Raw genomic sequence first — 12,619 nt, 5'->3', positions numbered from 1 at the left:
GATTGCAGATGCCTTGTCCGCGACTCAAGCATAGTCGCATCTCGGCGGGTCTGAAGATCCTGAACGGTTCACTGCACAGTGACAGATCATTGTTGCGAAAGGACTTTTTCCACAGATACAAAAAAGGCCACTCTTTCGAGTAGCCTTTTTTGATGTTTGGTTGCGGGAGCCGGATTTGAACCGACGACCTTCGGGTTATGAGCCCGACGAGCTACCAGACTGCTCCATCCCGCGTCTGTGTGGCGGCATTCTACAGGCGAACGGCGAGGTGTCAACCGATAATCCCGTGATGGGTCAAATAAGTGTGCAATCGCGGCAAACGGTCGCAGGGGAAGCGCTAAGTTTCGGAATCGGAACGATTTCCGCTTTGCGCGACTGGATCCGAAAAACCGACGCGCACAAAAAAGGCCAATCTTTCGATTGGCCTTTTTTGATGTTTGGTTGCGGGAGCCGGATTTGAACCGACGACCTTCGGGTTATGAGCCCGACGAGCTACCAGACTGCTCCATCCCGCGTCTGTGTGGCGGCATTCTACAGAGGAACGCCGGGGTGTCAACCTTCAATTTGGATAAAACCTCTTCAGCTTCAATCGGTTAGCGCTGACGGACGGTCTTTTCGGGGGCTGCAGGTCAGGCAGGGCAAGGGTTTCAGCTCTATTGGAGGTTGGTTTTCGATTGAGAAAATAAATTCAAAGTCCGTTTCCTACAAACTGAAAGGAACATTCATACCACTGGTGCTATATACAGGTGTCAGTGAGATACTGCCGGTCCGGCTCGCCATGTTTCCTTTTCTGTCATGACTCAGCGAAAAATCATCCACGTCGACTGTGACTGTTTCTACGCCGCCATCGAGATGCGGGATGACCCGAGCCTCGCCGGCAAGCCGTTGGCGGTCGGTGGTTCGGCGGACCGGCGCGGAGTGATCGCCACCTGCAACTATGAGGCGCGGGCTTACGGCGTTCGCTCGGCGATGTCGTCCGGGCACGCCCTGAAACTGTGCCCGGACCTGACCATCGTCAAGCCGCGGATGGACGCCTATCGCGAGGCATCGAAGGAAATTCACACGATCTTCAGCGATTACACCGACCTGATCGAGCCGCTTTCCCTGGACGAAGCCTATCTCGACGTCTCGGACAGCGCGCACTTCGGCGGCAGCGCCACGCGGATCGCCCAGGACATTCGCCGCCGGGTTTCCAATCAATTGCACATCACCGTCTCCGCCGGCGTGGCGCCGAACAAGTTTTTGGCCAAGATCGCCAGCGACTGGAAAAAGCCCAACGGCTTGTTCGTGATCACCCCGGATCAGGTCGAAGACTTCGTCAGTGGCCTGCCGGTGAGCAAGTTGCACGGGGTGGGCAAGGTCACGGCCGACAAGCTGGGCAAGCTCGGTATCAGTGACTGCCTGCAATTGCGCGAGTGGGACAAGCTGGCGCTGGTGCGGGAATTCGGCAGTTTCGGCGAGCGTTTGTGGAGTCTGGCCCGTGGGATCGATGAGCGGCTGGTGCACAACGACAGCCGCCGTCAGTCGATCAGTGTCGAAAACACCTACGATGTCGATCTGCCGGATCTGCGCAGTTGCCTCGACAAACTTCCGGAACTGTTGGAAACCCTGAAAACCCGCATGGCGCGGATCGACAGCAGCTACCGGCCGGGCAAGCCGTTCGTCAAAGTGAAGTTTCACGATTTCACCCAGACCACACTTGAGCAGGCCGGGGCAGGGCGGGATCTGGGCAGTTACCAGTTGATGCTGACGCAGGCGTTCAACCGCGGTGGCAAACCGGTGCGGCTATTGGGAGTGGGCGTGCGGCTGGAGGATTTACGCGGCGGGTTCGAACAAATGGAGTTGTTCGAGCGATAGACGGACAAAAAAATGCCCGAAGCAGGTTCGGGCAATTTTTCAGGGGATTCAGTTCGGCCCCGGATCCGCCACCAGACGCCCCGCATCCCGGGTCAGGGACTTGAGGAATTCAGCTTGCAACTCGGGATCGTTGCGGGTCAGTTCGATCAGGCTTTGTTCCAGTTCACTGGCTTCTTCTTCCAGACCCAGTTCCGACAGACGCTTGACCCGGTGCACCCATTGGCTCACTTCGTCGTCTTCCAGATCGTCGTAGATCAGCCCGTGAGCTTCCAGCAGCTTGCCGCGCAGGTGACTGCTGATCGCCAAAGACGAGTCGGAATGCACGTCATCCTTGCCGTCTTCGACGCTGATCTGCAGTTTGTCTACATGATTGAGGTCGTTTTCGGCGAACGGGCTGTCCAGCAGGTTCAGACGCAGCACGCCGTTGCGATCGGTGGTCATGTCGAAGGTCTGCTTGCCGGCCTTGACCTGAACCGGGCGCTCGCTCCACGGCAGGCTCGAATATTCCGTGCGCTTGTCGCGCTGGACTTCGTCGATACCGGCCAGGTTCTGTTGCGCGCGACCGTTGGATTGCACGTTCATGAACGGGTTGAGCCCGGCGAAACCGTAGCTGAGCCAGTCCCGTGTCACGCTGTCGGGCAGATTGCCGAGGGCAAACACGTTGACCACGTTCGCGCCGACGCCGCCGACCACCGCGACCGCGCCCAGCGGGATCTCGTAGATCTCCCGCCATGGCTGGTAAGGCGTGTAACGGTCGTAATGGCGGGTAACCTCGAACTCGGTGACTTCGAAAGTCTTCTGTTCGTTGATCTTCACGCGCCGTTGCGGCAGCTCAAGCACCTTGGGCTCGCCGACATCGATCTGCAGGCTGTGATCGAGCAGTTTGCGCTCGACACGTTCCTCGTGCTCGCTGCGTTGTGACATGTGATTGGCACAGCCGCTGACCAGCAGGGTGCCGCACAGGGCGGCACCACCGAGGCCTAAGGTGTTTCGCTTGAACATGACGTCTCTATCTGGTTTCAGCGGCGGATACGGGCCTGAAGGAAGGACAGCACGTCGGCAACCGGCAGCGCTTGCGCCTGGCCTTCGGTACGGCTCTTGTATTCCAGGTTGCCTTCGGCGAGGCCGCGGTCGCTGACCACGATCCGGTGCGGAATGCCGATCAGCTCCATGTCCGCGAACTTGATGCCCGGGCTGGTTTTCTTGTCGCGGTCGTCCAGCAGCACTTCGAAGCCGGCCGCGGTCAGTTCCGCGTACAGCTTGTCGGTGGCTTCGCGTACCAGCTCGGTTTCATAGCGCAGTGGCACCAAAGCGATCTGGAACGGTGCCAGGGCGTCGCTCCAGATGATGCCGTTTTCGTCGTTGTTCTGCTCGATGGCGGCAGCCACCACGCGGGACACGCCGATACCGTAGCAACCCATTTCCAGGGTCACCGGCTTGCCGTTCTCTCCCAGCACTTCGCACTTCATCGCCTTGCTGTACTTGTTGCCCAGCTGGAAGATGTGCCCGACTTCGATGCCGCGCTTGATTTCCAGGGTGCCCTTGCCGTCCGGGCTCGGGTCGCCGGCCACGACGTTGCGCAGGTCGGCCACGGTCGGAACCGGCAGATCACGCTCCCAGTTCACGCCGAAGTAGTGCTTGTCGTCGATGTTGGCACCGATGGCGAAGTCGCTCATCAGCTCCACCGAACGGTCGATGATGATCGGCAGCGGCAGGTTCAGCGGGCCGAGGGAACCGGCGCCGGCGCCAATGGCGTCACGCAGTTCGGCATCGGAGGCCATGACCAGCGGGCTGGCAACGCCTGGCTGGTTGGCAGCCTTGATTTCGTTCAGCTCGTGGTCGCCGCGAATGATCAGGGCGATCAGCTTGCCTTCTTCTTCGGCGTGCACGATCAGGGTCTTGATGGTCTTTTCGATCGGCAGACCGAATTTCTCCACCAGGGCCGCGATGGTCTTGGTGTCTGGCGTATCGACCAGACGCAGCTCTTCGCTTGGCGCGGCGCGCGAGGTCTCACGCGGCACGGCTTCGGCTTTCTCGATGTTCGCCGCGTAGTCGGAACCGTTGCTGAAGACGATATCGTCTTCGCCGGACTCGGCCAGCACGTGGAATTCGTGGGAACCGGCGCCACCGATCGAACCGTTGTCGGCTTCCACCGGACGGAATTTCAGGCCCAGGCGGGTGAAGATGTTGCAGTACGCTTCGTGCATGCGGTCATAGGTGATCTGCAGCGACGCCTGATCCGCATGGAACGAGTAGGAGTCCTTCATGATGAATTCGCGACCGCGCATCAGGCCGAAGCGTGGACGGATCTCGTCACGGAATTTGGTCTGGATCTGGTACAGGTTGATCGGCAGCTGTTTGTAGCTGCTCAACTCGTTGCGCATCAGATCGGTGATCACTTCTTCGTGGGTCGGCCCCGCGCAGAAATCACGACCGTGGCGGTCTTTGATGCGCAGCAGCTCAGGGCCGTATTCTTCCCAGCGCCCCGATTCCTGCCACAGCTCGGCCGGTTGGGTGCTCGGCATCAACACTTCCAGAGAGCCGGCGGCGTCCATTTCTTCACGAACGATGGCTTCCACCTTGCGCATCACTCGCAAGCCCATCGGCAGCCAGGTGTACAGGCCCGAGGCGAGTTTGCGGATCATGCCGGCGCGCAGCATCAGCTGATGGCTGATCACGACCGCGTCGGAAGGCGTTTCTTTCTGTGTGGCGAGCAAAAATTGACTGGTGCGCATGGTTGGCCGTTGTCGGTTGCTATGACTGGAAATGACGGAGCAGTGTAACGGCGAGATCCGCCGACGTACAGAAGTGCAGCCCCGGCGCAAACCCTCTCGCCGGGTGCGAGATGTCTTACGATTCTTCCACGACGGAGGTCGGTGCAGGTTCCGGCGTCGGCGTCGGGCCTTCGCGGCGGCTTTCCTGGAACCAGTGCAGGGCGATCAGCACCAGGGTCGGAACGCCGAGCAGCGCGGTGATCAGGAAGAAGTTGTGATAACCGAACTTCTCCACCATCACCCCGGAGTAGCCGCCGATCAGGCGTGGCAGCAGGAGCATGATCGAGCTGAGCAGGGCGTACTGGGTGGCGGAGAACTTCAGGTTGGTCAGGCTCGACAGGTAGGCGACGAACGCTGAGGTGGCCAGGCCGGAGCTGAAGTTGTCGAGGGAGATCGTCACCACCAGCATCTGCAGGTTCGGGCCCATGTCGGCGAGCATCAGGAACAGCAGGTTGGTGCCCGCCGACGCGGCACCGCCGATGAACAGGATCGGCAGGATACCGAAGCGCACGATCAGCAGACCGCCCATGCCGGCGCCGACGAGGGTCATGATCAGGCCGAAGATCTTGCTGACGCTGGCGATCTGGTCCTTGGTGAAACCCTGGTCGATGTAGAACACGTTGGCCATCACGCCCATCACCGTGTCGGACATCCGATAGGTGGCGATCAGGCCGAGCAGCAGCAACGCCTGCCAGCGGTAGCGCAGGATGAAGTCGTTGACCGGTGTCAGAACCGGCGCCAGACCACGGCGCCCCATGGCCGAGAGGCACAGGCAGGTCAGCGTGGTGTAGAGAATCGCGCGCAGGAACGCCCGGTCTTCCAGCAGCAGGTCCAGCGGGCTCATGTCGCCAAACAGCACGCTGGCGAAATCGGTGTTGTAGAGCTGGGTGAACATGGCCGGTACGGAGACCAGCAAAATGATCAGCACGAACACCGACATCAACTGATGCATGAAGGTGTAACGCCCCGCCTGCAACTGGGTGCGCAACGGCACCGGCGGCTCGCGCATCAGCAGGGTGGTGAGCAGGGCAGGCACCATCAGGGCACCGAACAGCACGTAGGTGCCGGTCCAGGCCGAATGCTGGTACTTGAAGCCTGTAGAGCCGAAGCCCTCGGCGAAGAACAGCGCACCCGCGGTCGCGAGCAGGGCGGCGATCCGATAGCCGGACATATAGCTGGCGGCCAGCGCGGCCTGACGGCTGTCTTCGGCGATTTCCAGGCGATAGGCGTCGACCGCGATATCCTGGGTGGCGGAAGCGAACGCCACGACCACGGCGATGGCGATCAGCCAGGACAGGTGTTTCTGCGGGTCGCAAAAACCCATACCGATCAGGCCGAGGATTACCAGCGTCTGTGAGAGCACCAGCCACGAACGGCGACGACCCAGCTTGCCCAGCAGCGGCAGGCGCCACTGGTCGAGCAGGGGCGACCAGACCCATTTGAAGGCATAAGCCAGACCAATCAGGCTGGCGTAGCCGATCGTCTCACGGGCCACACCGGCTTCACGCAGCCAGACCGAAAGTGTCGAGAACACCAGCATGTACGGCAGGCCGGCGGCGAAACCCAGCAACAACAGCACGAGCGTCGAAGGACTGGCATAGGCGGCGAGCGCGGCGCGCCAGGTTTTACGGGGCATGGGCTGAAGTCTGCCTCAAGATTGCGAAAACAAAGCGCGCACTCTAACCGCTGTGCTCTACCGGACGCCAGCCATGGCGCCGAATATCCACACGATTGTTCAGGACGGTGATGCCTTCCATGCGCAATCGCGCCCGCTGTTCGTCCCCGGACGGGCTGCCCGCCGGCAGGCTGATCCGACCGCCGGCGCCGAGCACGCGGTGCCAGGGCAGTTTGGTGTCGCCGGGCAATTGGCTCAGGGTCCGACCGACCCAACGGGCGGCGCGCCCCAACCCCGCCAGTTCGGCCAACTGACCATAGCTGACGACTTTGCCCTCAGGCACTTGGGCGAGGGTGGAATAGAGTGCCGTGCGTCGGATTTGCGGATCGTTTTCGCAGGCATGCATCGGGTCTGTCACGTGCGCGGTTCCTGAACTTGATCGCGTTATGTGCTTAAGCGTAATCGGTGGATGGGCAATTGAGAAATGAACTCAACAGAATTAGCCGGGTCACTCCTTGTCAGGGAATTATTCCTACGGATAATGCCGACCCTTTTTTCGCAACCTTGAGTCTTCGATTCGCTTATGTTGTCCAGAACCCTGCTGTGCCTTGCTGTCTTCAGTGCGTCCACACCTTTGCTTGCCGACACCGTCTGGTTGAAGAACGGTGACAAGCTGAGCGGTAAAATCACGCTGTTCGACGGCGGCAAGTTGCTGGTCCAGACCCAGTACGCCGGGGCCGTTACCATCGACTGGAAGCAGGTCAAGACCCTGGAGAGCGATCAGGAACTGCTGGTCAAGCAGGACGCCTACAACGGCGAGAAGGCCAAGTCCCTGAGTGCTGCCGAAGAGGGCAAGGTCACCCTGGCCAACGGCGAGGCGCCGAAAACCGTGGAGCTGGCGAGCATTCAGCAGATTCTCAAGCCGAAACCGGTGGTCGAGGATCTGGTGTGGAAGGGCAACGTCGATCTGGCGCTCGACTACCAGCGCGCCGAGAAAGATACCGACGACTACGATGTCGGCTTCAAGACCACTGCTCGTCACGGCCGCTGGCGCCATATCGCCGAGGGCGAATACAACCGCGAAGTGCAAGACGACGTGACCACCACCGATAACTGGCGCGCCGAGTACTCGCTCGACCGCTTCCTCACTGATCAATGGTTCTGGCAGGGGCGGTTGAACTACAAGCGCGATCACATCGAAGAGCTGGCGCGCCAGCGCGTGGTGGGTACCGGCCCGGGTTACCAGTTCTGGGATGACGAGCTGGGAGCGTTCTCCCTCGGTTCGCTGCTCAACCGAACCGATTACGAGTACCGCGATGGCAGCAAGGACAACTTCTATTCGGTCGCCATGAAGTGGGACTACAACCGCTACCTGATCGGGAAGAAGGTCGAGTTCTTCACCAATGGCGAAGTCGGCAAGCCACTCTCCGGCGTGGCCGACTACGCGCTGGATGCGGAAATGGGCCTGCGTTACAAAGTCACCGAGTGGGCGTCCCTCAACCTCAAGGCCGAACGCGACATCATCAGCGGCACCGAGGACGCGGATCTGAGCAAGACCCGCTACACCGCCGGCTTCGGCGTGGCCTGGTAAGCAACGCAAAAGATCGCAGCCTTCACGGGCTGCGATCTTTTTTGCGCCCGGAAAAACAGACGCCCACAAAAAAGCCCCGCTTTTGAGGGCGGGGCCTTTTTCTAAAGAAGCTACAAGTTAGATAACTTGTACTTCTTCAGCTTGCATGCCTTTCTGACCGCGGGTAGCGATGAAAGAAACCTGTTGGCCTTCTTTCAGGCTTTTGAAGCCGTCGGATTGGATAGCTTTGAAGTGAACGAACAGGTCGTCACCGGATTGTGGAGTGATGAAGCCGAAGCCTTTTTCATCGTTGAACCACTTAACGGTACCGGTTTGGCGATTAGACATGGTGTAACTCCTTGAACAAAGATAACTGCGACTCAGGAAGAACCCTGGCCGAGACTGAGTGCAAAGAGCAGGAAAAATTCTTGTAGATGGTTGGATCGAAATTCAACATATCGTGTAGAGATTCTCAGTGACACAAGCAGCACAGTGGCGCCACCTTAACCCTTTTTCCGGAACGTGCCAATGCTTCTTGCGAAGGTTTCTCTGTTTTAGGGATCGACGGTGTGACGGTTCGTCGCGAAGCCGCGTAAATCCCGCACGTTCGGCGAGAATTGCACCCCGCACTTTGAACCCGGCGGCGCGCCCGGTAAGATGCCGGACAGATTTTTTCCACCTCGCTATTCAGGACACCCGCCATGAGCATCAAATCGGACAAGTGGATTCGCCGCATGGCGCAGGAACACGGCATGATCGAGCCGTTCGTCGAGCGCCAGGTACGTGGCAGCGACGACAGCCGTGTGATCTCCTACGGTGTGTCGAGCTACGGCTACGATGTGCGTTGCACCAATCATTTCAAGGTGTTCACCAACATCAATTCGGCCATCGTCGATCCGAAGAATTTCGACGCCGGCAGCTTTGTCGACGTCCACAGCGACGTCTGCATCATCCCGCCAAACTCCTTCGCCCTGGCCACGACCGTTGAATACTTCCGTATTCCACGCAACGTCCTGACCATCTGCCTGGGCAAGAGCACCTACGCCCGTTGCGGCATCATCGTCAACGTCACCCCGCTCGAGCCGGAGTGGGAAGGCCAGGTGACCCTGGAATTCTCCAACACCACCAACCTGCCGGCGAAGATCTACGCCAACGAAGGTGTGGCGCAGATGCTGTTCCTCGAATCCGACGAGGAATGCGAAGTTTCGTACAAGGACCGTGCCGGCAAGTACCAGGGCCAGCGTGGCGTGACCCTGCCGCGCACCTGATCCGTCCATCCGGCAGTTACCGGGAATTCTTCGGCGGGTAGACACTCTATGAGGTGTACTGCCCGTTTCGCGAACAGCGGGACGGGCCTTCGCCGAGGAGTGCTCCATGAAGATCGATCCGCAAATCACTGCCGAACTGGCAAGGCTCGAGCCCAATCAGGTTGGCGTAATGGCCTGGTCGTTGTTGGCACACCCCCCCATCACCACGGCCGGCGGAATCCCTCACCAGCCCGATCCCGATACCCCCAACGAAGAACCGACCGAGCCCGGCGAACCTACGTTGCCGGACAAACCGCCACCCGCGCCCGTCGCCTGATTGAACGTATGGCCCGTCGGCTGAATCCTGAACAGGACGTCAGCCGACGGGCCATATTTCGTTGTCGCCAATGACGAAGATCCGACAGCTGTCTTCCTTCTCTACCGGATAACCGCCGGTGAAGGCGCCGAAGGCCGGCAACAGGCTGATGCGTTCCCCCAGCCTGAAACACGCCAGCCGCAAACGCTGGCGCCCCTTGCCGATCAATCGATAAACCGGGTGTACGTGCCCTGCGAGGACGTGACGCTCAGGGTGCGGATCGGGTTCGTGCTGCAAGGCGAAGGGGCCGAGCAGCAACGGCTCCGGCACCACACGGATGTTCAGCGCTACCGGTGGATCGCCCGCGCGCTTGTCGTGATTGCCGCGAATCAGTGTCATCGGCAGATCGGCATGACGCGCCCGCCACTGCGCCAGTGCCTGCAAGGTGCCGGGTGCATGGGAGCCGGGTCCGTGCAGGAAATCCCCCAGAAAAATCAGTTGCCGACATGGCAGCTTTGCCAGCAACTGCTCGATCACGGCGATATTGCTCGTCGTAGTGCCCTGCGGCACCGGCTGCCCCAGACGACGATAAGCGGCCGCTTTGCCGAAATGCACATCGGCAATCAGCAGCGTCTGCTGCGCCGGCCAGTACAGCGCCTTTTCCGGCAGCAACCAGAGGTCTTCGCCCGCCAGGCGCACGGGGTAGGGCGCGTTCATCAGGATTGGCCCTTGTCGGCAGTTTGTTCCAGATCGCCAACCATTCGACGGATGCGGTCAGCGAGTTTTTCCGAGCTCATGCTTTCGCGCATGCGTTCCACCAGCAATGGAAAGCCGAGCGGTGTCGGACGTTTGATCAAGTGCATATCGAGTTCCATCCGGTTGATTCGCTCCAGTGTCTGCTCCAGCCGACGAATATCCAGTTCTTCCCGCAGGACTTCTTCCCCGGCCTGCGCCAGCAGCAGATTGTCGGCGTCGTATTGTTTGAACACTTCGAAGAACAGCCCGCTGGAGGCCTGGACCTGACGGGTACTTTTCGGCGCGCCGGGGTAACCGGCGAACACCAGTCCTGCAATCCGCGCGATTTCCCGAAACCTGCGCAGCGCCAGTTCGCCCGCGTTGAGGCTGGCCAGCACATCCCTCAACAAACCCTCGGGACCGAGCAGGGCGCCATCCAGTTGCACAGACCAGTCAACGGGCGTGGCGCTGAGCAATTCCAGTCCGTAATCGTTGACCGCAATCGAGAAGGTCACCGGCAGGCGCTGGCTCACCCGCCACGCCAGCAGGCTGGCCAGCCCCAGATGCACCTGACGTCCGGCAAACGGATAGAGGAAAAGGTGCCAGCCTTCTCGGGATTTCAGCACTTCGGCCAGCAGATTGTTGACTGTCGGCAGGCCTGACCAGCGCATCTGGGTTTCCAGCAGCGGTCGCAAGGCCTGCATTTCCGGGCCGGCAAACTCGCCTTGTGCCGCCGCGCTGAACCGGTTGACCACCGCTTCGGCCAATTCATTGGAGAGCGGCATGCGCCCGCCATTCCAGCGCGGTACGGCAGCTTTTTTCGCCTTGCTGCGTTTGACGTAGGCGGTCATGTTTTCCACCCGCACCAGCTCCAGCAGGCGCCCGGCGAACAGAAAACCATCGCCGGGTTTGAGGCGTGCGATAAAACCTTCTTCAACACTGCCCAGTTGTTTGCCGCCACCGCCCTTGCTCCAGAACTTCAGATGAATGCTGGCATCGCTGACGATGGTGCCGATGCTCATCCGATGGCGGCGCGCCAGGCGGGCATCGGGGACGCGCCAGATCCCGTGTTCATCCGGCTCGACCCGGCGGTAATCCGGATACGCCGTCAGCGACATCCCGCCGTGACGCACGAACGCCAGCGCCCAGGCCCAGTCGGCGGGTGTCAGGTCGCGATAGGCCCAGGCGCCACGGACTTCTTCGTACAGCTCATCGGGAGCAAAGCCACCGCCCAGGGCCATGCTGACCAGATGTTGCACCAGCACATCCAGCGGTTTGTGCGGTGACAGTCGCGGTTCGATCCGCCGCTGTGCCACGGCATCGCCAGCGGCCGCAGCTTCGATCAGCTCCAGGCTGTGGGTCGGCACCAGGGTGACCCGCGACGTTCGACCGGGCGCATGCCCCGAACGTCCGGCACGCTGCATCAGCCGCGCCACGCCTTTGGCCGAGCCAATCTGCAGCACCCGCTCCACGGGCAGGAAATCCACCCCCAGATCCAGACTTGAAGTGCAGACCACGGCTTTGAGCTGGCCATTCTTCAGCGCTTGCTCGACCCAGTCGCGAGTGTCGCGGGATAGCGAGCTGTGATGTAGCGCGATCAATCCGGCCCAGTCCGGCCGCGCTTCCAGCAAGGCCTGGTACCAGATTTCCGACTGCGCCCGGGTGTTGGTGAACACCAGGCTGCTGGCGCAGACGTCCAGTTCGGCGACCACCTGCGGCAACATCTTCAAGCCGATATGCCCGGCCCAGGGAAAACGCTCGATGGCCGGTGGGAGCAAGGTATCGACCTTGAGCGACTTTTCGCTTTGCCCCTGAATACTCACGCCACCGCCCAGTGGGATCAGCACTTGTTCGGCGTGGGACTGATTGCCGAGCGTCGCGGAAACGCCCCAGACGATCAGCCCCGGCTGCCAGCGGCGCAGGCGGGCGAGGGCCAGTTGCAATTGCACGCCGCGCTTGTTGCCGAGCAATTCGTGCCACTCGTCCACCACGACCATGCGTAGCGTCGACAGCGCCGTTTGCGCGTCGGCACGGGCGAGCATCAGGGTCAGGCTTTCCGGGGTGGTGATCAACGTGGTGGGCAGGCGCCGGTTCTGCCGGGCGCGTTCGCTGCTGCCGGTGTCGCCGGTGCGCAGGCCGACGCTCCAGGGGATCTGCAGATCGTCCAGCGGCGCTTGCAGGGCGCGCGCGGTGTCGGCGGCCAGCGCCCGCATCGGGGTGATCCACAAGACAGTCAGCGGTTCGGCGGGCGGTTTGCGTTTACGGGTGGTTTCAGCAACAGGCCCGGAGCGGGCAAAGCGATTGAGCGCGGCAAACCACACCGCGTAGGTTTTACCGGCGCCGGTGCTGGCATGCAGCAGGCCGGATTCGCCACGTTTGACCGCGGCCCACACCTGTTTCTGAAAGGCGAACGGCTTCCAGTCGCGGGCGCTGAACCAGTGTTTGGCGAAGTCGGTGGAAGTGCCCATGCCGGCGACGTGTGCTCTGAAGATGTTCCTTCAATGA

Annotated in this window: 11 protein-coding genes and 2 tRNA genes; 4 read left to right on the top strand and 9 right to left on the bottom strand. The window is 60.9% G+C overall.

Features of this window, described 5'->3' with window-relative positions; translation table 11 throughout:
• Positions 1–157: 157 nt before the first annotated feature.
• Positions 158–234, bottom strand: a tRNA-Met gene (locus BMZ46_RS05725).
• Between the two features lie 204 nt (positions 235–438).
• Positions 439–515 (bottom strand) — tRNA-Met (locus BMZ46_RS05720).
• Between the two features lie 280 nt (positions 516–795).
• Here BMZ46_RS05720 and dinB point away from each other — a divergent pair.
• Positions 796–1,857: a DNA polymerase IV gene (gene dinB, locus BMZ46_RS05715; RefSeq protein ID WP_039771321.1), complete on the top strand. Its 1,062-nt coding sequence runs from the start codon at positions 796–798 to the stop codon at positions 1,855–1,857.
• A 48-nt stretch (positions 1,858–1,905) separates the two neighbouring features.
• Here dinB and BMZ46_RS05710 read toward each other — a convergent pair whose 3' ends face one another.
• From BMZ46_RS05710 to BMZ46_RS05695, 4 genes are all read right to left on the bottom strand, one after another.
• Positions 1,906–2,859, bottom strand: a complete 954-nt coding sequence (locus tag BMZ46_RS05710) for a hypothetical protein (protein ID WP_074691374.1) — start codon at positions 2,857–2,859, stop codon at positions 1,906–1,908.
• Positions 2,860–2,876: 17 nt separating this feature from the next.
• On the bottom strand, positions 2,877–4,592 hold the full coding sequence (locus tag BMZ46_RS05705) for a proline--tRNA ligase (RefSeq protein WP_064593895.1): 1,716 nt from the start codon (positions 4,590–4,592) through the stop codon (positions 2,877–2,879).
• 115 nt (positions 4,593–4,707) lie between these two features.
• Positions 4,708–6,267 carry an AmpG family muropeptide MFS transporter gene (locus BMZ46_RS05700; RefSeq protein ID WP_011332760.1) on the bottom strand — a complete coding sequence of 520 codons (1,560 nt, stop codon included), beginning with the start codon at positions 6,265–6,267 and terminating at the stop codon, positions 4,708–4,710.
• A 43-nt stretch (positions 6,268–6,310) separates the two neighbouring features.
• Complete coding sequence (locus BMZ46_RS05695; RefSeq protein WP_011332761.1) at positions 6,311–6,652, bottom strand: MGMT family protein; 342 nt, start codon at positions 6,650–6,652, stop codon at positions 6,311–6,313.
• A gap of 177 nt (positions 6,653–6,829) precedes the next feature.
• On the opposite strand from BMZ46_RS05695, the gene BMZ46_RS05690 reads away from it, so the two are divergent.
• Positions 6,830–7,837: a DUF481 domain-containing protein gene (locus BMZ46_RS05690; RefSeq protein WP_074691375.1), complete on the top strand. Its 1,008-nt coding sequence runs from the start codon at positions 6,830–6,832 to the stop codon at positions 7,835–7,837.
• A 117-nt stretch (positions 7,838–7,954) separates the two neighbouring features.
• Here the strand turns inward: BMZ46_RS05690 and BMZ46_RS05685 are convergent, their stop codons facing one another.
• Positions 7,955–8,164, bottom strand: a complete 210-nt coding sequence (locus BMZ46_RS05685; RefSeq protein ID WP_002554837.1) for a cold-shock protein — start codon at positions 8,162–8,164, stop codon at positions 7,955–7,957.
• A gap of 353 nt (positions 8,165–8,517) precedes the next feature.
• Between BMZ46_RS05685 and dcd the strand changes: the two genes are divergently transcribed.
• Both dcd and BMZ46_RS05675 read left to right on the top strand, forming a co-directional pair.
• Positions 8,518–9,084, top strand: coding sequence for a dCTP deaminase (dcd, locus tag BMZ46_RS05680; RefSeq protein ID WP_007954988.1), 567 nt, complete (start codon positions 8,518–8,520; stop codon positions 9,082–9,084).
• 106 nt (positions 9,085–9,190) lie between these two features.
• Complete coding sequence (locus BMZ46_RS05675; RefSeq protein ID WP_011332763.1) at positions 9,191–9,400, top strand: hypothetical protein; 210 nt, start codon at positions 9,191–9,193, stop codon at positions 9,398–9,400.
• Between the two features lie 39 nt (positions 9,401–9,439).
• Here the strand turns inward: BMZ46_RS05675 and pdeM are convergent, their stop codons facing one another.
• Positions 9,440–10,096 (bottom strand): ligase-associated DNA damage response endonuclease PdeM, encoded by a 657-nt coding sequence (gene pdeM / locus BMZ46_RS05670; RefSeq protein WP_074691376.1) that lies wholly within the window; start codon positions 10,094–10,096, stop codon positions 9,440–9,442.
• Positions 10,096–12,582 carry a ligase-associated DNA damage response DEXH box helicase gene (locus tag BMZ46_RS05665; RefSeq protein WP_074691377.1) on the bottom strand — a complete coding sequence of 829 codons (2,487 nt, stop codon included), beginning with the start codon at positions 12,580–12,582 and terminating at the stop codon, positions 10,096–10,098. Before BMZ46_RS05665 ends, pdeM begins: the two co-directional genes overlap by 1 nt.
• Positions 12,583–12,619: the final 37 nt, after the last annotated feature.

Source organism: Pseudomonas sp. NFIX49 (assembly GCF_900115915.1).
Lineage (GTDB): Bacteria > Pseudomonadota > Gammaproteobacteria > Pseudomonadales > Pseudomonadaceae > Aquipseudomonas > Aquipseudomonas pharyngis.
The sequence above is the reverse complement of the archived record's forward strand: the minus strand, read 5'-3'. Positions and strand labels throughout refer to the sequence as shown.